Annotated in this window: 21 protein-coding genes and 1 pseudogene; 6 read left to right on the top strand and 16 right to left on the bottom strand. The window is 72.6% G+C overall.

Annotation, left to right across the window (positions count from 1 at the left end; translation table 11 throughout):
- Positions 1 to 30 precede the first annotated feature (30 nt).
- The 4 genes from ACFUJR_RS12375 to ACFUJR_RS12360 all read right to left on the bottom strand — a co-directional run bounded on the left by ACFUJR_RS12375 (position 31) and on the right by ACFUJR_RS12360 (position 3721).
- Positions 31 to 858, bottom strand: a complete 828-nt coding sequence (locus tag ACFUJR_RS12375) for an ATP-binding cassette domain-containing protein (RefSeq protein ID WP_383167736.1) — start codon at positions 856 to 858, stop codon at positions 31 to 33.
- Entirely contained in the window at positions 855 to 1910 is a 1056-nt protein-coding gene (locus ACFUJR_RS12370) for an ABC transporter permease (protein WP_383167733.1), read from the bottom strand. The genes ACFUJR_RS12375 and ACFUJR_RS12370 overlap by 4 nt, the downstream gene beginning before the upstream one ends.
- Positions 1907 to 2926 carry a sugar ABC transporter substrate-binding protein gene (locus ACFUJR_RS12365; protein WP_383167729.1) on the bottom strand — a complete coding sequence of 340 codons (1020 nt, stop codon included), beginning with the start codon at positions 2924 to 2926 and terminating at the stop codon, positions 1907 to 1909. Before ACFUJR_RS12365 ends, ACFUJR_RS12370 begins: the two co-directional genes overlap by 4 nt.
- 75 nt (positions 2927 to 3001) lie before the next feature.
- Positions 3002 to 3721, bottom strand: a complete 720-nt coding sequence (locus ACFUJR_RS12360; RefSeq protein WP_383167787.1) for a GntR family transcriptional regulator — start codon at positions 3719 to 3721, stop codon at positions 3002 to 3004.
- 143 nt (positions 3722 to 3864) lie between these two features.
- Here ACFUJR_RS12360 and ACFUJR_RS12355 point away from each other — a divergent pair, with 143 nt between their 5' ends.
- Positions 3865 to 4866: a Gfo/Idh/MocA family oxidoreductase gene (locus ACFUJR_RS12355; protein ID WP_383167726.1), complete on the top strand. Its 1002-nt coding sequence runs from the start codon at positions 3865 to 3867 to the stop codon at positions 4864 to 4866.
- 101 nt (positions 4867 to 4967) lie between these two features.
- Here ACFUJR_RS12355 and ACFUJR_RS12350 read toward each other — a convergent pair.
- The 4 genes and pseudogenes from ACFUJR_RS12350 to ACFUJR_RS12335 form a co-directional block, all read right to left on the bottom strand.
- A pseudogene (locus tag ACFUJR_RS12350) lies at positions 4968 to 5099 on the bottom strand (thioesterase); the annotation flags it as partial.
- A 52-nt stretch (positions 5100 to 5151) separates the two neighbouring features.
- Positions 5152 to 6330 carry a cytochrome P450 gene (locus ACFUJR_RS12345; RefSeq protein ID WP_383167723.1) on the bottom strand — a complete coding sequence of 393 codons (1179 nt, stop codon included), beginning with the start codon at positions 6328 to 6330 and terminating at the stop codon, positions 5152 to 5154.
- 28 nt (positions 6331 to 6358) lie between these two features.
- Complete coding sequence (locus tag ACFUJR_RS12340) at positions 6359 to 7027, bottom strand: response regulator (RefSeq protein WP_383167720.1); 669 nt, start codon at positions 7025 to 7027, stop codon at positions 6359 to 6361.
- Complete coding sequence (locus ACFUJR_RS12335) at positions 7024 to 8241, bottom strand: sensor histidine kinase (protein ID WP_383167717.1); 1218 nt, start codon at positions 8239 to 8241, stop codon at positions 7024 to 7026. Before ACFUJR_RS12335 ends, ACFUJR_RS12340 begins: the two co-directional genes overlap by 4 nt.
- Positions 8242 to 8388: 147 nt before the next feature.
- On the opposite strand from ACFUJR_RS12335, the gene ACFUJR_RS12330 reads away from it, so the two are divergent.
- Positions 8389 to 8607: a hypothetical protein gene (locus ACFUJR_RS12330; protein WP_383167714.1), complete on the top strand. Its 219-nt coding sequence runs from the start codon at positions 8389 to 8391 to the stop codon at positions 8605 to 8607.
- 6 nt (positions 8608 to 8613) lie between these two features.
- On the opposite strand, the gene ACFUJR_RS12325 is transcribed toward ACFUJR_RS12330, so the two are convergent.
- The 3 genes from ACFUJR_RS12325 to ACFUJR_RS12315 form a co-directional block, all read right to left on the bottom strand.
- Positions 8614 to 8973, bottom strand: coding sequence for a hypothetical protein (locus ACFUJR_RS12325; protein WP_383167711.1), 360 nt, complete (start codon positions 8971 to 8973; stop codon positions 8614 to 8616).
- An 11-nt stretch (positions 8974 to 8984) separates the two neighbouring features.
- On the bottom strand, positions 8985 to 9911 hold the full coding sequence (locus tag ACFUJR_RS12320) for a DMT family transporter (protein ID WP_383167708.1): 927 nt from the start codon (positions 9909 to 9911) through the stop codon (positions 8985 to 8987).
- A 102-nt stretch (positions 9912 to 10013) separates the two neighbouring features.
- Positions 10014 to 10622 (bottom strand): dihydrofolate reductase family protein, encoded by a 609-nt coding sequence (locus tag ACFUJR_RS12315; RefSeq protein ID WP_383167706.1) that lies wholly within the window; start codon positions 10620 to 10622, stop codon positions 10014 to 10016.
- Between the two features lie 173 nt (positions 10623 to 10795).
- Here ACFUJR_RS12315 and ACFUJR_RS12310 point away from each other — a divergent pair, with 173 nt between their 5' ends.
- Positions 10796 to 11536 carry an SDR family NAD(P)-dependent oxidoreductase gene (locus tag ACFUJR_RS12310; RefSeq protein ID WP_383167703.1) on the top strand — a complete coding sequence of 247 codons (741 nt, stop codon included), beginning with the start codon at positions 10796 to 10798 and terminating at the stop codon, positions 11534 to 11536.
- 136 nt (positions 11537 to 11672) lie between these two features.
- On the opposite strand, the gene alc is transcribed toward ACFUJR_RS12310, so the two are convergent.
- Positions 11673 to 12803 (bottom strand): allantoicase, encoded by a 1131-nt coding sequence (gene alc / locus ACFUJR_RS12305; RefSeq protein ID WP_383167700.1) that lies wholly within the window; start codon positions 12801 to 12803, stop codon positions 11673 to 11675.
- Positions 12804 to 12806: 3 nt separating this feature from the next.
- Positions 12807 to 14141 (bottom strand): allantoinase AllB, encoded by a 1335-nt coding sequence (gene allB, locus ACFUJR_RS12300; protein ID WP_383167697.1) that lies wholly within the window; start codon positions 14139 to 14141, stop codon positions 12807 to 12809.
- Between the two features lie 327 nt (positions 14142 to 14468).
- Between allB and ACFUJR_RS12295 the strand changes: the two genes are divergently transcribed.
- The gene (locus ACFUJR_RS12295; RefSeq protein WP_383167694.1) at positions 14469 to 15278 is read left to right on the top strand and encodes an IclR family transcriptional regulator; all 810 of its coding nucleotides are present in this window, start codon (positions 14469 to 14471) and stop codon (positions 15276 to 15278) included.
- A gap of 162 nt (positions 15279 to 15440) precedes the next feature.
- Here the strand turns inward: ACFUJR_RS12295 and ACFUJR_RS12290 are convergent, their stop codons facing one another.
- Complete coding sequence (locus ACFUJR_RS12290) at positions 15441 to 16124, bottom strand: ABC transporter ATP-binding protein (RefSeq protein ID WP_383167691.1); 684 nt, start codon at positions 16122 to 16124, stop codon at positions 15441 to 15443.
- Complete coding sequence (locus ACFUJR_RS12285; protein ID WP_383167688.1) at positions 16121 to 17206, bottom strand: ABC transporter permease; 1086 nt, start codon at positions 17204 to 17206, stop codon at positions 16121 to 16123. The genes ACFUJR_RS12290 and ACFUJR_RS12285 overlap by 4 nt, the downstream gene beginning before the upstream one ends.
- Positions 17207 to 17318: 112 nt before the next feature.
- On the opposite strand from ACFUJR_RS12285, the gene ACFUJR_RS12280 reads away from it, so the two are divergent.
- Positions 17319 to 18491: a sensor histidine kinase gene (locus tag ACFUJR_RS12280; protein WP_383167685.1), complete on the top strand. Its 1173-nt coding sequence runs from the start codon at positions 17319 to 17321 to the stop codon at positions 18489 to 18491.
- Positions 18488 to 19126, top strand: coding sequence for a response regulator (locus ACFUJR_RS12275; protein ID WP_383167682.1), 639 nt, complete (start codon positions 18488 to 18490; stop codon positions 19124 to 19126). Before ACFUJR_RS12280 ends, ACFUJR_RS12275 begins: the two co-directional genes overlap by 4 nt.
- Positions 19127 to 19149: 23 nt before the next feature.
- On the opposite strand, the gene ACFUJR_RS12270 is transcribed toward ACFUJR_RS12275, so the two are convergent.
- Positions 19150 to 20517, bottom strand: a complete 1368-nt coding sequence (locus ACFUJR_RS12270; RefSeq protein WP_383167679.1) for a pyridoxal phosphate-dependent decarboxylase family protein — start codon at positions 20515 to 20517, stop codon at positions 19150 to 19152.
- Between the last annotated feature and the right edge of the window lie 37 nt (positions 20518 to 20554).

Here is a 20554-nt window from a genome sequence, read left to right as displayed (position 1 = left end):
GATTCTGCCAGGTGCGGTGTCGGGGGGCCGTTACGAAGGGGTGGGGCGCTCCAGTTCGTGGCGCAGGTCCTCCAGCTCGCTGCCGCCCGCCATCTGTCGGGTCAGCTCGTCCAGGGTGACCGAACCCTTGGTGTGGCTGCCCGCCATGACCCCGCGCTTGAGCAGGACGAAACGGTCGCCGACAAGGTAGGCGTGGTGCGGGTTGTGGGTGATGAGGACCACTCCGAGGCCCTGGTCACGGGCCGCGGCCACATATTTCAGGACCACTCCGGACTGTTTGACGCCGAGGGCGGCGGTCGGCTCGTCCAGGACGAGGACCCTGGCGCCGAAGTACACGGCACGGGCGATGGCCACGCACTGGCGCTCACCGCCGGAGAGGGTGCCGATGGGCTGGTCGACGTCGCGCAGGTCGATGCCCATGCGCAGCAGCTCGGTGCGGGTGGTCTCGCGCATCAGCTCGACGTCGAGGCGCTTGAAGGGGCCCGCGCCCTTGGTGGGCTCGGAGCCGAGGAAGAAGTTCCGCCAGACCGGCATGAGGGGGACGACAGCCAGGTCCTGGTAGACGGTGGCGATGCCGAGGTCCAGCGCCTGGCGCGGGTTGGCGAGGGAGACCTCCTCGCCCTCGATGCGGAAGGTTCCGGCGTCGTGCCGGTGCAGTCCGGCGATGATCTTGATGAGCGTGGACTTGCCGGCTCCGTTGTCGCCGAGGACGCAGGTGATCTCACCCGCGTGGACCTCCAGGGAGACCCCTTCGAGGGCGCGGATGTTGCCGTAGTACTTGCTGACGTCGTCGAGCTCGACGAGAGCGGAGCCGGGGGCCTGGGGCTGGGTCGGGGCGGGGGTCTCGGGGGTGGTCACTTGGTTGCCTCCACACGCCGGCGGATCCAGGCGTTCAGCAGGGTCGCGAGGAGGAGCATCGCTCCCAGGAAGAACTTGAACCAGTCCGGGTTCCACTCCGCGTAGACGATGCCCTTGCTGGTCATGCCGAAGATGAGCGCGCCGACCGCCGAGCCGATGGCGGAGCCGTAGCCGCCGGTGATCAGACAGCCGCCGATGACGGCCGCGATGATGTAGATCAGCTCGTTCCCGACGCCCTCGCCGGACTGGACGACGTCGAAGGAGAAGAGCAGGTGCTGGCCGGAGATCCAGGCGCAGAAGGCCACGCCCATATAGAGGCCGATCTTGGTCCTGACGACCGGGACGCCGACCGCGCGGGCCGCGTCGGCGCCGCCGCCGACGGCGAAGATCCAGTTGCCGAAGCGGGTGCGCAGCAGGATCCAGGTGGCGACCGCGACCAGGCCGATCCACCACAGGATGGTGACCTTGAGGTCGACGCCGCCGACGGTCAGCTGGGAGGCGAAGAGCTTTTTGGCGGAGGGGAAGCCCTCCATGTCGGCGATCGACTTGGTGGAGACGGTGCCGCTGATCAGCTTGGTGAAGCCGAGGTTCAGGCCGGTCAGCATGAGGAACGTGCCGAGGGTGATGATGAAGCTCGGCAGCCTCGTACGCGTCAGCATGACGCCGTTGAAGACGCCGACGGCGAGCGTGACCAGCAGTGACACGCCGACGCCCACCCAGACGTTGGCGGTCATCTGGTAGCTGACCATCGACGAGATCAGCGCCGAGGTGGTGACCATCACGCCGGCCGAGAGGTCGAACTCGCCGCCGATCATCAGCAGCGCGACGGGCACCGCCATGATGCCGATGGTGGAGGCCGCGTAGAGGACCGTGCCGAGGCTGGAGGCGCGCAGAAAGCCCTCGGCGACCAGCGAGAAGAAGACGAAGACGGCCGCGGCGCCGACGACGGAGCCGAGCTCGGGGCGGGCCAGGAGCTTCCTCAGCGGGGAGGTGCGCAGCAGCCGCTCGTCGACGTGGTCGAGGCCGTCCCCCGCGGGGGCGGTCGCGCTCACCGGGTGCCCCGCTCCGTGTAGTCCTTCAGCGCCTCGGCGTCGTCCTCGGTGATGATCTGGGGGCCGGTCAGGACCGGCTTGCCGCCGCCGAGGACGTCGGCGTTGTACTTGTACAGCCAGAGCAGGTCGACGGCCTCGTACCCCTGGAGGTAGGGCTGCTGGTCCACGGCGAAGCCGAGGGCGCCGGCGGAGAGCGCGGAGGCGACCTTGGCGTTGAGGTCGAAGGTGTCGACCTCGGCCTCGGAGCCCGCGGTCTTCTTCGCCTGGACGGCGGCGTCGGCGAAGGGCGCGCCGAGGGTGACGACGGAGTCGATGGCCGGGTCGGACTGGAGCTTGGCCTCGATGGAGGCCTGGACGTCGGGCATGTTGGTGCCGTCGACGTACAGGTTCTGCAGCTCGCCGCCGAACGTCTTCTTCGCTCCCGCGCAGCGCTGCTCGTGGCCGACGTTGCCCTGCTCGTGCAGGACGCACAGGGCCTTCTTCTTCCCGCGTCTGTCGAGTTCCTCGCCGACGGCCTCGCCGGCGACGGTCTCGTCCTGGCCGATGTGCGTGAGCGCGCCGAAGGCCCTGGACTGCGCGGAGCCGGAGTTGACCGTGATCACCGGGATGCCGGCCTTGACGGCCTTCTCGACGGCGGCCCTCATCGCGTCGGGCTTCGCGAGGGTGACGATGAGTCCGTCGACGTCCTTGGCGATGTACGAGTCGATGAGCTGGGCCTGCTGCTGCGCCTCGTCGCTGTGGGCGTAGAGGAAGTTGATGTTGTCCTTGACCGCGGCCTGCTCGGCGCCGTTCTGGACGATGTCCCAGAAGGTGTCGCCGTCTCCCGAGTGGGTCACCATGGCGAAGGTCCACCGGGGGGTGTTCACGGCCGCCTTCCCCTGGGCCGCTGCCGCCTTGCGGGCGTCCTCCGCGCGCTTCCCGCCGGTGCTGCTGCATCCCGCGAGTGCGGCGGTGAGCGCCACCGCGAGCACGGCGCCGACTGCGGCGCGTACCCCTCCTGTCCGAAGCCTGGTCACGAGGCCGTGCCCTCCTTTGTGTCCTTCTGCGTGCATTGCAGTATCGGTCATGGGGATCGCGCGGACGTCAGTGGGTCAGGGGCGGACCAGCAGCTGGAACTCGAAGGAGTACCGCGAGGCCCGGTAGAGGTGGGAGCCGAACTCGACGGCCCGCCCCGTGTCGTCGAAGGTGGTGCGTTCCATCGTGAGCAGCGGCGCTCCCTCCCTCTCGGCGAGCAGCTCCGCCTCGGCGGCCGTGGCGGAGCGGGCGCCGACGGTCTGCCGGGCACTGTGCAGAGTGATACCGGCGCCGCGCATCAGCCGGTAGAGGCCGGTCGTCGCCAGACTGTCGGCGTCCAGGCCGAGCAGCCCTGCCGGGAGGTGGTTGCGCAGGTACGCGATGGGCTCGTCGTGCGCCGTACGCAGCCGCTCCACGTAGCGCACCTCGCTGCCCTCCGGTACGCCGAGGGCGGCGGCGACCCGGGCGGCGGCGGGTTCGACGCGGTCGACGAGGACGCGGGTGGCGGGGCGCTGGCCCGCGGCCTCCAGGTCGTCGTAGAGACTGCTGAGTTCCAGCGGGCGCCGGACCTGGCTGTGCACGACCTGTGTGCCGACCCCCCGCCGGCGGACCAGGAGGCCTTTGTCGACCAGGGACTGGATGGCCTGCCGGACCGTGGGCCGGGACAGACCGAGCCGGGTGGCGAGGTCGATCTCGTTGCCGAGCAGGCTGCCTGGGGCCAGGGCCCCGTTCTCGATGGCCGCTTCCAGCTGCCGGGCGAGCTGGTAGTAGAGCGGGACCGGACTGGTGCGGTCCACGGAGAGGGGCGGCGAGGCGGCGGACGACGACGGCTTGGACACGCACGGGAGCGTAGCCCCAGGAGATGATGACAGGAAGTGGTGAAGTCCGATTGTCCTGACAAATCCTTGACAGGGTGACCGTCCGGCACCACCTTGGGGCCATGCGTATCGGACTGATCGGAACGGGTCGTATCGGGGCCTTCCACGCGGGTGTGCTCGCCCGCCACCCGGAGGTCGAGTCGCTGGTCGTGGCGGACGCGGACGCCACCCGGGCGGCCCGGGTCGGCGGGGCGCTCGGCGCCACCGTGGCGCCCACCGTCGACGCGCTCCTTGACCACGCGCTCGACGCCGTCGTCATCACCTCCGCCACCGCCGCCCACGCGGAGCTGATCGTCCGCGCGGCCGACGCCGGGCTCCCGGCCTTCTGCGAGAAGCCCATCGCCCTGGACGTGCCGGGCACGCTCGGCGCGCTGCGGGCGGTCGAGTCCGCGGGCACGGAGCTCCAGCTCGGGTTCATGCGCCGCTTCGACGCCGGGTACGCGGCGGCCCGTGAGGCCGTACGGTCCGGGCGCCTCGGGCGGCTGCACACCGTACGGGCGGCGACCTCGGACCCGGCCCCGCCGCCCGCCGCGTATCTGCCGCTCTCCGGTGGCCTCTACCGGGACTGCCTGGTGCACGACTTCGACATACTGCGCTGGGTGACCGGGCGCGAGGTCGTCGAGGTGTACGCCACCGGTTCGGACGCCGGTCCGGCGATGTTCCGCGCGGCCGGCGACGTCGACACGGCTGCCGCGCTGCTCACCCTGGACGACGGCACGCTGGCGACGGCCACGGCGACCCGGTGCAACGGCGCGGGTTACGACGTGCGGATGGAGCTGGCGGGCGAGCGGGACCAGATCACGGTGGGGCTTGACGACCGGACCCCACTCACCTCGGTGGAGGCCGCGGGGCCGCCCGCCCCGGTCAAGCCGTGGCCCGGGTTCCTCGACCGGTTCGCCCCCGCGTACGAGGCCGAGCTGGACGCGTTCGTACGGCTGGTGCGCGGCGAGGCGGCCAACCCCTGCGACGGCCGGGAGGCGCTTGAGGCGCTCCGGATCGCAGAGGCGTGCGAGCGCTCCCGGCGGGAACACCGGCCGGTGGCGCTGGACGAGATGCCGAACTAGAGCCCGCCCGGCGGGGCCCGCCCGGTCGTCGTGCGGGCTCGCAGGGCCCGGGCCCCCCGGCCCACCCCGACGCCAGGGGTCGGAGCGGGCTTCGGCGGCCGTCAGCCGGTCGCGGAGAACACCGTCCCCTGGGCCATCGCGCACAGCGCCTCGGCGCCCTCCTCGCCCACGGTCAGCAGATCGCACCGCACCACCGCCTGTCGCCGCCCCGCGTGGACCACGCTCGCGCGGGCGACCTTCCGCGCGAAGTCGAGGTCGAGCTGGAGCGAAGGATCGGTCATCGGGTCACCACCGGACGGGAAGGCGGCGGACACCGCGGACGAGGAGGCCGGGCATCCACTCCCAGGGGGCGCCCTCGGGGTCGAGTTCCAGCCGCGGGAATCGCTCCAGGAGTGTCCGGATCGCGATGGTTCCCTCAAGGCAGGCGAGCGGCGCGCCGAGACAGTAGTGGAGACCGTGCCCGAAGGCCAGATGGCCGCGCGGTTCGCGGCGGATGTCGAAGCGGTCCGGTTCGGGGAAGCGCTTCGGGTCGCGGTCCGCGGCCGCGAGGGAGACGAAGACGGGTGAGAACGCCGGGATGGCGGTGTCCCCCACGGTGGTCGCCTCCTTGGCGATCCGGAAGGTGGAGGACTCCACCGGCCCGTCGTAGCGCAGCCCCTCCTCGATCGCCCCGTCGATCAGCCCGAAGTCGGCACGAAGGTCGGCGAGCTGGTCGGGGTGGGCGAACAGGGCCCGGATGGTGTTGGTGATCAGACCGACGGTGGTCTCGTGTCCCGCGATGAGCAACAGGTAGGCCATTCCCCGCAGTTCGGGGAGGGACAGCGCGTCGCCGTCCTCGGCGCGGGTGGTGATCAGGGCGGAGAGCAGGTCGTCCGTGGGCCGCGAGGCGCGCTTGTCCTCGATGAGCTCGTCGAGGTAGGCGCCGAAGCCCTCGACGACCTCCCGCTCGGGCGTCCCCCCGGTCGGCGCGACCAGCTCGTTCGACCAGCGGCGGAACGAGTCGCGGTCGGCCGCCGGGACGCCGAGGAGCTCGCAGACGACGGTGATGGGCAGCGGGAACGCGAAGGAGTCCACGAGGTCGGCCCGGCCGGCCGGCGCCATCGCGTCGGCCAGCTCGTCGGCGAGCTCCTGGACGCGGGGGCGCAGCGCCTCCACCCGACGGCCGGTGAACTCCCGGGTCACGAGCTTGCGCAGCCGGGTGTGGTCCGGTGCGTCGACGGCGAGCAGGTTGGGGCCGATGACCTCCTCGTCGACCGGGGTGACGCCGACGATGGAGGGCGACTTCACCAGGCGGGGGTCGGCGAGGGCCGCTCGCCCCTCCTCGTGGCCGACGACGAGCCAGAACTCCCAGCCGTCGGGCATACGGACGTGGTGGACGGGACCGCTCTCGCGGAGCTTCGTGTAGTAGGGATACGGATTCGCGGTGAAGTCCGCTCCCCACTCCCCCAGTTCGATGGTGGACATCGCCTCAGCCTAGGCGGGCCCCCGTGCCCTACGCCTCCCCGTCGTCGAGGAGCCCCGCGTCGTGGACCAGGAGGGCGATCTGGACACGGTTGTTGAGGTCGAGTTTGGCGAGAATCCGCGAGACGTGGGTCTTGACCGTCGGGACGCTCATGTACAGCGCGGCTGCGATCTCGGCGTTGGACCGGCCATGGCCGACGGCGACGGCGACCTCGCGTTCACGCTGGGCGAGTTCGGCGATCCGGCCCGCGGCGGTCGCGCTCCGGGAGTGCTTCGGCCGCTCCGCGACCTGGTTCATCAGCCGTCGGGTGACGGCCGGGGAGAGCACGGGGTCACCGGACGCGACGCGGCGCACGGCGGTGACGATCTCGGCGGGAGGGGTGTCCTTGAGGACGAAGCCGGCCGCGCCGGCCCGCAGGGCGCGTACGACCTGTTCGTCGGCATGGAAGGTGGTGAGGACGATGACCTCGGGGGCTTCGGGGCGGGTCCGCAGGAGTTCGGTGGCGGTGAGGCCGTCGACGTGCGGCATCCGGATGTCCATGAGAACGACGTCCGGGGCGAGGCGGGCGACGAGTTCGGGGACGTCCCGCCCGTCGGTGCCCTCCCCCACGATGTCGATGTCGTCGGCGCCGCCGAGCATGAGGGTGAGGCCCGCGCGGACCAGTGGGTCGTCGTCGACGATGAGCAGCCGGATGGTCATGAGGGCCACGGTAGCCAGGCGTGGACGGCGAACCCGCCGTCGGGGGCCGGACCGTGGTCCAGACGCCCGCCCGCGAGAGTGGCGCGCTCGGTGAGGCCGATGAGGCCCTGGCCGGAGCCGGGGACCTGCGGGACGGGGCCGGTGGGCGCCGGGTTGCGGACCTCGACGGTCAGCCCGTCGCCGGGACGGCCGCGCACGGTGAGGGTGACCTCGGCGCCCGGGGCGTGCTTGCGGGCGTTGGTGAGGCCCTCCTGGGCGATGCGGTAGACGGTGCGGCCGGTGGCGGCGGGAACCTGGTCCGGATCGTCGATCGTGGAGTCGAGGACGACCTTCGCCCCGGCCTCGCGGGATTCGGCGACGAGCGCGTCGAGGGTGACCAGCGTGGGCTGGGGCCGGTCGCCGTCCGCGCCTTCGCCGGGAGTGCGCAGGACGCCGATGATCTGCCGGAGGTCCTGGAGCGCCTCGTGAGCACTGTCGCGGATGACGCCCGCGGCACGCGCGACCTGCTCGGGCGGGGCGTCGGGGCGGAACTCCAGGGCTCCGGCGTGCACGCTGAGCAGGGTGAGGCGGTGGGCGAGGACGTCGTGCATCTCGCGCGCGATGGCCTCGCGGGCGAGACGCTGTGCCTGCTCGGCGCGCAGCTCCGCCTCGGCCTCGGCGCGCCGGGCGCGCTCGCGCAGGGCCTCGACGAGCTGGCGCCGGGAGCGTACGAGCATGCCCCAGGCGGTCATGAGCAGGATCAGGATGAGGCCGATGGCGATCCCGAGGACGGCACCGGTGCTGGGGTCGGGCCGTACGAAGACCTGGGCCACGGAGCAGGCGGCGGCCAGCGCGCCGATCCAGGCGATCTCCCGGAAGGGCCGGCGGACGGCGACGCTGAACAGGCTCACGAGGAACGCGCCGCCGGCGACGGGCGCGACGACGCTGAGGAGGGAGAGAGCGACGGCCAGACCGACGGGCCACCGGCGGCGGAGCCAGAGGGCGCAGCAGGCGGCGGCGCCGACGAGCTGGTCGGCGAAGGCGACCGCCTCGCTGTTGTACTGGTCGCCGGCCTCGGCGGCGAGGAGTCCGAAGAAGACGGCGCAGAGGAAGAGAAGGCTGTCGACGCCCCAGTCCCGTACGGTCCGCCGCGGCCTGCGTCCGGGCCCACCGGAGGCCGTGGGGTCGGCCATGGCCGAGGGCAGCAGCCAGGCGTGGGGGTCCGTACGTGTCATACGGACCAACGTACGCACGTCAGGGGCGCGCGGCCGGTCGCGGAGGGCCGGAAGCTACCAAAGTCGCGCGGCCCGAGACTTTGGTAGCACCGGCTCTGTTCCGTGGACCGACGCGGGCGGCGGGCGCCCGGAACCATGATCGGTCCCATGAAGAGGATTCTGGAGTTCGTGGGCGGTGTGGTGCTGGTCGGCGGCATCGCGGGGGTGGGGCGCGAGCTGACGGGCTGGTTCCCGTTCATGGGGTTCACCCGGGCCCTGACGGAGAACGTGTGGTTCCTTGAGGACAGGGCGCTGTTCGCGAACGTCGTGATCGCGGTGGTCGGCTTCGTGATCGTGATGGTCGCGGACACGAGCCGCCGCACGTGACGAGGGTCAGCGGGCGGCCTCGTTGAGGCGGGTGACCTCGGCGAGGTGCTCGGCCATCCGGTGGGAGACGGAGCCGCTGGTGTAGAGGACGCCGCCGATCACCGCGAACGGGATCGATCCGCCTAGTACGGCGAGCAGCTCGGGCCAGTCGCGTTCCGCCACACAGCTGCTGGATCCGTTGTGGAGGTTCTCGCTGCTGAAGCGGGACAGGCACTCGCGGCTGGACTCCTCGGGCGAGTACGGCGTGAAGAGGAGCACCGCGAACCAGATCCACATCAGTCCGGCGAGGGCCAGCAGCCCGAGTCCCCACCCCTGGGTGCGTCGGGCGCGGGTCCGGAAGTCGATGTCATAGGGCAGTGAACGCATGGGGCGAGAACCTACCGGGTGCTCTCGTCGGCCGCACGACGGCCCCAACTCGTTCCCGCCAGAACCAGGATGCCGCCCGCGATGCCGAGGGCGCCGGGGCGGTCACCGGCGATGGCGATGCCCGCGGCGGCGGCCCACAGCGGTTCGGTACCGAGCAGAAGGCTGACCCGGGACGGCGAAGTGCGGCGGACGGCCCACATCTGTACGAAGAAGGCGAAGAGCGTGCAGAAGACGGAGAGGAAGAGCAGGCCGGCCCATTCCCGCGGACCGAAGTCGAGCGCCACGGACCAGGGGGACGCACCGGTGCCGGGGAGCGTGGCGAGCAGGGCGAAGACGGCGACGGCGGAGCCGAGTTGGACGGTGGTGAGCGAGAGCGCGTCGGCGCTCCGGACGGACCTGATCCGGGACATCGCCAGGACGTGCACGGTCCGGGCGAGCGCGGCGAGGAGCATCAGCAGATCGCCGAGGGACGGAGCGGTGAAGTCGCCGCCCTGTGTCAGGAGCACCACGCCTGCGACGGAGAGCGCGGCGGCGGCCAGGAAGGCGCGGGGCGGACTGGTTCTGGTGACGGCGGCCTCGGCGAGCGGCGTGAGGATCATGGTGAGGCTGATGATCAGGCCGGCGTTGGTGGCGGAGGTGTGGACGACGCCGTAGGTCTCCAGGAGGAAGATCCCGCTGAGAATCAGGCCGAGGAGGCCCGCGCCCCGCCACTGGGCCGGGTTCAGCGCCCGCAGGCCCCGCCGTCCGGCGACGGCGAGGGCGGGCAGGACGACGGCGAACCGCAGGACGAGCACGGCGACGACGGTGTGCGTGGTGGTGATCCCCTTGGCCGCGAGATAGCTGGCGCCCCAGACCACGGCGACGAGGAGGACCGGAAGGTCGGTGAGCCAGGCGCGGCGCGGGGCGCGGAAGGGTACGGAGGCGGCGATCGAGGACATCGTGGGCCTGCTCCAACACGTCGTACGGGGTGGAGACTTCGGCGGCTCGCACGCGGGACGATCACCGTACCCGGAAGGACGGGTGGCGCCTACATGTTTCGCCTAGACGTAGCTGCCGTACTCGGGGCGGCCCGCCGGCTCGTACGTGGTGATGCGGACGCCCGAGCCCGTGGTCCTGGCCCCGACGTTGCGGAAGGCGGTGGGCGAGGCGCCCTCGAAGAGGTTGCGGCCCGTGCCGAGGACGACGGGGAAGACGAGCAGGTGGATCGTGTCGATGAGGTCGGCGGCGAGGAGGGACTTGGCGAGGCCGCCGCTGCCGTGCATCTGCAGTTCGCCGTCGACGCGGTCCTTGAGGGCCGCGACCTCCTGGACGGCGTCGCCGCCGAGGACGGTGGTGCCGGCCCAGTCGGCCGCCTTGAGGGTGGTGGAGGCCACGTACTTGGGGAGCGAGTTGAGCTTCGAGGCGACGGGGTCGGCGGGGTCGGTCTGCTTCGGCCAGTAGCTCGCGAAGATCTCGTAGGTACGGCGGCCGAGCAGGAAGGCGGCGGGGCGGGCGAAGACCTCGTCGATGAAGGCGCCGAAGTCCTCGTCGCCGTACGGGACGGACCAGCCGCCGTGTTCGAAGCCGCCGCTGGGGTCCTCCTCGGGTCCGCCGGGCGCCTGGTAGACGCCGTCGATGGTCACGAACTGGGTGAGGGAGAGCTTGCCCATGGTGCCGCCTTTCGCTCCTGCCGGGATCGTGATCCCCGGTCCATCGTGTCTCACAAGCTCCGACTCCACCGCCCGGCGAAAGTCATCGGCGTCCGATTGCCGCCAGCGCCGGAGTCCTGCCCCGACTTTGATTGAACTCGCAACCACACGGTGCTCTCAACGGAGGTTTCGGGATGTCCACGATGAACGGCAAGACGGTCCTGGTGACGGGCGGCAGCCGCGGGATCGGTGCCGCGACGGCGCTGCGGCTGGCCCGGGAGGGCGCGGACGTGGCGTTCACGTACGTGACGGGCGAGGAGCGGGCGAAGGAGGTCGCGGCGGGGATCGAGTCGGCCGGACGCACGGCGCTTCCCCTGCGGGCCGACGCGGCGGACCCCGGTGACGCGGCGGGCGCGGTGGAGTGGGCGGCGGACGCGTTCGGCCGGCTCGACGTGCTGGTCAACAACGCGGGGGTCGGGGTGATCGCGCCGCTGGATTCGCTTGCCCTGGCCGATGTCGACCGGGTCCTCGCGGTGAACGTCCGGGGGGCCTTCCTGGCCGCCCAGGCGGCGGCCGCACGGATGGGGCGGGGCGGCAGGATCATCACGATCGGCTCGTGCATGACGACACGGGTGCCGGGGCCCGGCGGCACGCTCTACGCGATGAGCAAGGCGGCGCTGACCGGCCTTACCAAGGCGCTCGCGCGGGAACTGGGCGAGCGCGCCATCACCGCCTGCATCGTCCACCCGGGACCGGTCGACACCGACATGAACCCGGCGGACGGCCCGTACGCGCCGGGCCAGGCGTCGCTGACGGCCCTGGGCCGGTTCGGCACGGCGGACGAGATCGCGTCGGCGGTGGCGTTCCTCGCGGGCCCGGACGCGGCGTACGTGACGGGAGCGGAGTTCTCGGTGGACGGCGGCCACGCGGCGTAGCGCCCACGCCCCCGGCTCAGGCGCCCGATGGTGGTCCCCCGACGAAGGCAGGGGGAGAACCGAGCCCCAGGAAGATACGGCGAGGGCGCGCCGGTGCTGTCGGCCGGTGCGCCCTCGCGGGCCGGGCGGGGTGTCGTTACCCGCCCAGTTCCTGGTGGCGGGCCGTCAGGCGCGCCGCGCCCTCCTCGGTGAGCGAACCGAAGAGGCGGAGGCGGGAGATGCCGCCGTCGGGGTAGATGTCGATCCGGACCCGGGAGCCGACCGCCGGCGCGTCCAGCACGAAGCGGTGGTTGGTGTCGGGCTGGAGGCGGGTCCGGGGCAGGATCTCGGTCCAGTCCTCGGAGCCCTCGGCGGCGACGGACAGCGCCGCCCAGCCCGCGCTGTTGCCCTTGAGGTACGCGGTGTCGATCTCGACGGCGCGGATCTCGGACTCGGCGGCCAGGCTGTACCGGATCCAGTCGTTGCCCTTGTCGCGGCGGCGCCGCGTCTCCCAGCCGTCGTCCATCTTGCGGGAGCGGCCCGGCTGGATGGTGTTGGTGGCCGGGGAGTAGAAGCGGTCGGAGGCGTCCTCGACCTGGCCGCCGTTCTCCAGCGCCGCGAGGTCGAAGGTGCCGAGGACGCCGAGCCAGCGCGGGTCCGGGGCGACCTCTCCGTACACGCGGAGGCGTGCGATGCCGCCGTCGGGGTGCTGGTTGACGCGCAGGTGCGTGAAGCGCTGCTCGACGTCGACGGCGAAGCCGTTGGCCGCGTGGCCGCCGATGGCGGTGCGCGGGACGAGGGTCGTCCACTTCACGTCGTCCGCGAGGAGCTCCTCGGGTGACGGGGAGCCGGCGACGGACGTGGCCTCGACCGAGACGGCCTGCGGGTAGTTGCCGCGGAAGTGCGCGGTGTCGACGACGATGCCGCGGACGACGCCGGGGGCGCCGAGGCGTACGAGCGCCCAGTCGTGGTCGTCGGCGGTCGGGTGGGGCTCCTGGGCCGAGACGCCACGGCGGCGGCGGGTCTCCCAGCCGTCCATGATCTTGCCCTTGTGCCCGAAGTGCTCGGGGTCGAACTCGGCGGCCTCGGGCTTGAGCATGTTCTCGCGCTCGGCGAAGAACTCGTCGTTGGCGGCGATCACACCGGCGCCGAGGCGGCGGTCGGCCAGGTCCGCGTACTGCGTGAACGGGAAGTCCGCGGTGCGGTAGTCGGCGTACGGGTCACCGCCGCCGAAGGGGCTGGCGTCGCCGGTGAAGGAGGCCAGAGGGGATGTGTGCAGCCCGGTCACGGTTCAGTTGGTCCTTTCGAGGAGGCGGCCGGAGGGTTCGGCCAGGGTGCCGCGGTCGGCGATGCGCTCTCCGCGCAGCCAGGTGGACGTCACGACACCGTGCAGGGTCCGGCCCGCGTAGGCGGTGACCCGGTTGCGGTGCTCCAGCTCGGCCGGGTCGACGGTGAACGTCGCCTCGGGGTCGAGGACGGCGAAGTCGGCGTCGCGGCCGGCCTCGATCGCGCCCTTACGCTCCAGGCCCGCGAGCCGGGCGGGGCCCTCGGACATCCAGCGGGCGACGGCGGTCAGGTCGTGGCCGCGGCGGCGGGCCTCGGTCCAGATGGCGGGCAGGCCGAGCTGGAGGGAGGAGATGCCGCCCCAGGCGGAGGCGAAGTCGGGGGTCTTGAGGTCGGCTGTGGAGGGCGAGTGGTCGGAGACGATGCAGTCGATCGTGCCGTCCGCGAGCCCCTCCCAGAGCGCGTCCTGGTTGGCGGCCTCGCGGATCGGCGGGCAGCACTTGAACTCGGTGGCCCCGTCCGGGACCTCCTCGGCGGTGAGTGTGAGGAAGTGCGGGCAGGACTCGACCGTGATCCTGACGCCCTCGGCCTTCGCCGCGCGGATCAGCGGGAGCGCGTCGGAGGAGGAGAGGTGCAGGACGTGGACGCGGGCGTTGAGCCGGCGGGCCTGGTCGACCAGGTTCTGGATCGCCGTGTTCTCGGCGTCGCGCGGCCGGGAGGCGAGGAAGTCGGCGTACTTGCCGCCGGCCTTCTGCGGCGCCGCGGCCAGGTGGTGCGGGTCCTCGGCGTGCACGATCATCAGGCCGTCGAAGCCGGCGATCTCGGCGAGCGAGTTCGCCAGCTGCTCCTGGTCGAGTTCGGGGAACTCGTCCACGCCCGAGGGCGACAGGAAGCACTTGAAGCCGAAGACCCCGGCGTCGTGGAGCGGGCGCAGGTCCTTGACGTTGTCGGGCAGCGCCCCGCCCCAGAAGCCGACGTCGATGTGCGCCTTGGCACGGGCGACGTCCTGCTTGATCCGCAGGTGGTCGACCGTGGTGGTCGGCGGGAGCGAGTTCAGCGGCATGTCGAGGAGCGTGGTGACGCCCCCGGCGGCCGCGGCGCGGGTGGCGGTCCAGAAGCCCTCCCACTCGGTGCGGCCGGGGTCGTTCACATGGACGTGGGTGTCGACGAGCCCGGGGAGCACGACGTCGTCGCCGACGTCCTCCAGCCGGGCACCGGCCGGTACCTCGGCGTCGTACGGCAGCACCGCGGCGATGGTCCCGCCGGAGACGGCGATCGACGCGGGCCGCGTCCCCTCGGGGGTGATGACGCGAGTCGAGCGCAGTACCAGGTTGACGTCCACCCGTACCCCTTTCCAGCAGAATTTCAACGAACTGTTGAAGGAGTCTTCACTCGGGACCGCACGGCGTCAAGGGTGCACTTCCAGCATGACCCCGTCGCTCCGTCTCGCGCCGCAAGCCACTTGGACGTTTCCATGAAGTGGAATGAGAATTTCGTACAGTAGAACGTAGCTCCGTACATGCGGGGCGGAGGCGGACGCCGCCGGGCAGCCGCCGACACCGGACAAACACCCCCCTGACCGGCCCGTACACCGGGACCGGGGCCGTGTGTCCGACCGGACGGCCCGGTAGGCTGCTGCCTTGCCCGCCTGCCCCGAAAGGACCTTGACGTGCCGACGTCCAGCGCCAGCACCACCGACGCCGCCAAGCCCGCCGCCGCGAGTGGTGGCGTCCAGTCCCTCGAGCGTGCCTTCGATCTCCTGGAGCGGATGGCCGACGCCGGGGGCGAGGTCGGGCTGAGCGAGCTCTCCGCAAGCAGCGGGCTGCCGCTGCCGACCATCCACCGGCTGATGCGCACGCTCGTGGCCTGCGGCTACGTACGCCAGCAGCCCAACCGGCGCTACGCGCTCGGCCCCCGCCTCATCCGCCTCGGCGAGTCGGCCTCACGGCTGCTCGGCACGTGGGCGCGGCCGTACCTCGCGCGGCTCGTCGAGGAGACGGGCGAGACCGCGAACATGGCGCTGCTCGACGGCGACGAGATCGTGTACGTCGCCCAGGTGCCGTCCAAGCACTCGATGCGCATGTTCACCGAGGTCGGCCGGCGCGTGCTGCCGCACTCCACGGGCGTGGGCAAGGCGCTGCTGGCGTACACCCCGGCGGACGAGGTACGGGCGCTGCTGGCCCGCACGGGAATGCCGGCGGCGACGGAGAAGACGATCACCACGCCGGAGGGCTTCCTGGACGCGCTCGCGGTGGTCCGGGACGCGGGGTACGCGGTCGACGACAACGAGCAGGAGATAGGAGTCCGCTGCCTCGCGGTGTCGGTCCCCGACTCCCCGACCGCCGCGGCCATCTCGATCTCGGGGCCGGCGGGGCGTGTGACGGAGGCGGCGACGGAGAAGATCGTGCCGATCCTTCAGGAGGTGGCGCGAGAGCTCTCAGCGGCCCTCGCCAACACCTCCGGCAACGGCACCGCATAGCGTTCAGGCCCCGGCGCCCACCCTCCCCTGCCCACAGCGGGGCGCAGGAGCGGGTGGGCATGGTGGGCACCGACCCAGCGGGCCTCTGTGGCCGTCTCGGCGGGCCTCTGTAGGCGCCCACCGGGCCTCTGTGGGCGCCTCGGCGGGCCGAAGCGTCAGGCGTCAGGCGTGTCGGGCGGCGGTCGTGAGGCGGCCGTCCTCGACCTCCACCAGCTCGTCCGCGCGCGCCGCATGGCCCCGGTCGTGCGTCACCAGGACCGTCGCCGTCCCCCGCTCCCGCGTCAGCGCGACCAGCAGGTCCACCACCGCCCCGCCCCGCTCGTGGTCCAGCGCGCTCGTCGGCTCGTCCACCAGCAGCACCGACGGCTCGTTCATCAGCGCCCGTGCGATGTTGACCCGCTGCCGCTGCCCCCCGGACAGCTGGTGCGGGCGGCGGCCCGCCAGGTCCGCGAGGCCGACCGCGTCCAGGAGCGCCAGGGCCCGCTCCCGTACCGCCTTCGGTCTCGCCCCCGACAGGTGCGCCATCACCTGCAGCTGCTCCACGGCCGCCAGCGACGGCAGCAGGTTGGGCTGCTGGAACACGATCCCGATCCGCTCCCGCCGCAGCGCCGCCCGCCGCGACCGGTCCAGCGCCCCCGTCTCCGTACCGGCCACGACGACCCGCCCCCGGTCCGGGGTGACGAGCGTCGCGGCCACCGCCAGCAGGCTGGATTTGCCGGAACCGGAGGGTCCGACGACCGCCGTCACCCGGCCCGCCGGGACGTCCAGGGAGACGGCGTCGAGGGCGGTCAGGCGCCCGTCGCCGTCGGGGTAGGTCAGGGTCACGTCGTCCAGCAGCAGAGTCATCGGGCGCTCCCGAGCGCGGTCAGAGGGTCGACGGCGGTGATCCGCCGGATGGACAGGGCAGCGCCGAGGACACCGAGGACGATCATCACGGCCGCCGGCCCGAGCACGGTCAGAGGGTCGAGCACGAAGGGCACGTCCCCGCCGCTGATCAGCACGCCTGCGCCCACCGCCAGAGCGGTGCCGGACAGGGTGCCCGCCGACAGCATCAGCACCGCCTGCCCGAGCGCGTCCTTCAGCAGGTACGGCGTCGAGGCGCCGAGCGCCTTGAGCACGGCGACGTCGCCGCTCCGCTGGATCGTCCAGACGGTGAAGAAGGCCCCTATGACGAGCGCCGAGATGGCGAAGAGGAAGCCGCGCATCAGCTGCAGCGAGCCGTTCTCGGCCTGGTACGACCCTATGGCGGTGAGCGCCTCCGCGATCGTCCGCGACTCGGTGCCGAGGGCCGCGTCGCCCGCCCCGAGGCCGGCCTCGTCCGCGATGTCCAGCGCGACGACCGTCGCCTGCTCGTCCGGCGTCATGCCGTTGTGCCCGAGCTTCTGCCAGTCGTCGAGCGAGGTCCAGACGACGGGCGTGTGGCTGTACGAGGCGTCGCCCGCGACGGCCGCGACCGTGGCCTCCAGCGGGCCGAGGCGTACGGCCCCGCCCACGCCGATGCCCAGTTCCTCGGCCGCGGAGGCCGAGAGGACGACCCGGCCGGGCCCGAGCCTCCCGCTCTCGGGCGCGAGGCCCGCCGACGGCTCCGTACCGAACGCGGAGACGGCGGCCGTACGGGCCCCGGCGGCGCCGTTGAGCGTAACGATGCCAAGCGGCTGCGCGCTCGTGACGCCGGGCCGCTCCGCCCACCGCCGCCACTGGCTCTCCGTCACGGTCGAGTTGGTGAAGGACACCGACTGGCCGGTGGGCGGCGCGGCGAAGGCGAGCCGGTCGGCCGGGAGGCCGGTGATCGCCGAGATGTTCTCGCGCGCGAGTCCGGCAGTCAGCCCGGACAGCAGTCCGACGAGCAGCGTGATGAGCACGATCACCGTGCCCATCAGGGTGAATCGCCCTTTGGCGAATCTCAGGTCTCTCCATGCCACGAACATGCGGCCCAGCCTTCCGGGCTCCGGCACCTCGCGGCATCGCGCCACGGATGGCTCCGCAATCAAACTTTCGGTTGAGTCCGGATTGACTGCGCCCGCCTACGCTGGACAGATCATGGATCCGCGTTCCCTCACCCCCGCCCTGCGTGCGCTGCGCCTCTGTCTGCATCTGCTGATGGCGGGGCTGCTGGCCCTCGCGGCCGTCCGCGCGGAGTCCGGCGCCGGTGTCGCGCTCGCGGTAGTGACGGGCGCGGTCTACGCGACCGGGTCCGCCCTCCCCGCCGTACGGGACTCCCAGCGCGCGGCGGCACTCTGGCTGGCCCTCCTGTGCGCGTGCTGGCTGGGGCTGCTCTGGGCCACGCCCGACGGGCTGTGGGTGGCGTTCCCGCTCTACTTCCTGCAGCTGCATCTGCTGCCGGTGCGCTGGGCGCTGCCGGCCGTCGCCCTGACCGCGGGTGCGGCGATCCTGTCGTACGTACGTCATGGCGCGACGCTCAACCCCGGGGTCTTCATCGGGCCGCTGCTCGGCGGGGCGGTGGCCGTGGCGACGGTCCTCGGCTATCAGGCGCTGTACCGGGAGAGCGAGCGGCGCAGGCGGATGGTGGAGGAGCTGATCGCGACCCGGGCGGAGCTGGCGGCGGCCGAGCGGCATGCCGGCACGCTGGCGGAGCGCGAACGCCTGGCGCGGGAGATCCACGACACGCTGGCGCAGGGACTCTCCTCGATCCAGCTGCTGCTGCGTGCCGCCCAGCGGGCGCTGCCGGAGGGCTCACCGGCTGCCGGGCACATCGAGGGGGCGCGGCGGGCCGCGCAGGACAATCTGGCGGAGGCTCGGCGGTTCGTACGGGCGCTGTCGCCGCCGGACCTGGAGCACGGGTCGCTGGCCGCCGCCCTGGAGCGGCTCTGCGAACCGAGCCCCGATCCCGAGGTGTCGTTGCGGGCGCGCTTCACGGTGAGCGGGACGCCGGTGGAGCTGCCGACGCCGTACGAGGTGGCGCTGCTCCGGATCGCTCAGTCGGCGTTCGCGAACACGGTGCGGCACGCCTCGGCGGCCCGGGCGGAGGTCACGCTGTCGTACATGGACGCCTCGGTGACGCTGGACGTCGTCGACGACGGCAAGGGTTTCGACCCCGCGCTGCTCTCGTCCTCCGCGGAGGGCGGTTTCGGGCTGCCGGCGATGCGCTCGCGGGCGGAGTCGCTGGGCGGCGTGTTCACGGTGGAGTCCGCGCCCGGTCAGGGCACGGCCGTCGCCGTGTCCCTCCCTCTTCCCGCTGGAGTGTCGACATGACGATCCGTCTCCTGCTCGCCGACGACCATCCGGTGGTACGGGCCGGGCTGCGCGCCGTCCTGGACACGGAGCCGGACTTCGCCGTCGTCGGCGAGGCGGCGACCGCCGAGCGCGCGGTGGAGCTGGTGACGGAGCTGGCCGACGCGGGCGGGGTGGACGTGGTCCTGATGGACCTGCAGTTCGGGTCCGGGATGCACGGCTCGGAGGCCACGGCGGCGATCACCGCGCGTGCCGGTGGGCCGAGGGTCCTGGTCCTCACCACGTACGACACGGACGCGGACATCCTGGCGGCGGTCGAGGCGGGGGCCTCGGGCTATCTGCTGAAGGACGCGCCGCCGGAGGAGCTGGCCGCGGCGGTCCGTACGGCGGCGGCCGGGCAGTCGGCGCTGGCCCCGGCGGTGGCGCACCGGTTGATGGACCGGATGCGGACCCCGGCGGAGGCGCTGACCAAGCGGGAGCTGGAGGTGCTGCAGCTGGTGGGCGAGGGGCTGTCCAACCAGCAGATCAGCAAGGCGCTCTTCCTGAGTCAGGCGACGGTGAAGTCCCACCTGGTGCACGTCTTCGCCAAGCTGGGTGTCGACTCGCGTACGGCGGCGGTGGCGGCAGCGACGGCGCGGCGCCTGATCCGCCGGTAGCAGGGGCGGCCGCGCCTCGGGTGTCAGGCGCCGTCCGCGGCGCGGCGGATCGCGTCGAGCGCGCGCGTCACGTCGTCGTCGGTCGTCGACCAGTTGCTGACCGAGATGCGCATGACGCGTCGGCCGTGCCAGGTGGAGCCGCTGATCCACGTCGTACCGTCGGCGAGGAGCCGGGCGAGTACCCGTTCGGTACGGGCGTCGTCGCCGAACTCGGCGCAGACCTGGGTGAACACCACGTCGTTGAGGACGGTGGCGCCGTCGATGGCGGCGATGCCGTCGGCGAACGCGGTGGCGTGCCGGCAGAGCCGCTCCACGAGGTCGGCCACGCCCGACCGGCCGAGGGACCTGAGGGCCGCCCACACCGGGAAGGCCCTGCCACGCCGGGAGAGCTCGGGGACCTTGTCGATGGGGTCGCCGAGTTCGTGCTGGATGAGGTAGTCGCCCCGCAGACCCATGGCCGCCCGGAGTGCGGACGGGTCGCGCACGATGGCGAGCCCGCAGTCGTAGGGGACGTTCAGGGTCTTGTGGGCGTCCGTCGCCCAGGAGTCGGCCTGCTCGCAGCCGGCCGACAGATGCGCGTACGGCGGTGCGGCGGCTGCCCAGAGGCCGAAGGCGCCGTCGACGTGCACCCAGGCGTCCGCCTCGCGAGCGGCGCGGATCGTCTCGGGGAAGGGGTCGAACGCGCCGGAGTGGATGTCTCCGGCCTGCAGGATCACCAGGGCGGGGCTCCGCCCGCCGCCCGCCAGGGTGTCGCGGAGGGCCTCGGGGCGGATGCGTCCCTGGTCGTCGGCCGCCACCAGTTCGGGTCGCCCCAGGCCCAGGTAGCGCAGGGCCAGGTCGATGGCCATGTGCCGGTGCTCGCCGGCGACGACGCGTACGGCCGGCCCGCCCGCGAGTCCTTCACGGGCCACGTCCCCGCCGACCCGCCGCACCACCTCGTCGCGCGCGGCGGCGAGGCAGGTGAAGTTCGCCATGGTGGCGCCCGTGGTGAAGCCGACGGCGCTGCCGTCCGGCAGCCCGAGCAGATCGAGCAGCCATGCGCCCGCGATCTCCTCGGCCGCCGCGTACGCGGGGGTGACGGTGCGCATCACGCAGTTCTGGTCCCAGGCGCTGACCAGCCAGTCCACGGCGAGCGCGGCCGGTTCGCCGCCGCCGACGACGAAGCCGTAGAAGCGACCGCTGGGGAAGGCGGTGAGCCCGGGTTCGCAGGCCGCGGCCAGCAGGTCGACGACGTCGGCGGGCGGGCTGGGGTCTTCGGGCAGTGCGGTGCCGAGCGCCCGCACGATCTCGTCGACCGAAGCGCGGGCGGGGACCGGGCGGTCGGACAGGCTGGCCAGCCAGCGGACGGCATGGTCGTACGCCTGGCGGAGCGCCGCCTCGCGCGCGTCCATACCTCGGACTATGGGACAGCCGCCGCCGGCCCGCAAG

The sequence above is a fragment of the Streptomyces sp. NPDC057271 genome (genome assembly GCF_042668715.1).
Taxonomy (GTDB): Bacteria; Actinomycetota; Actinomycetes; order Streptomycetales; family Streptomycetaceae; genus Streptomyces.
This window is presented reverse-complemented; position numbering and strand designations above follow the sequence as displayed.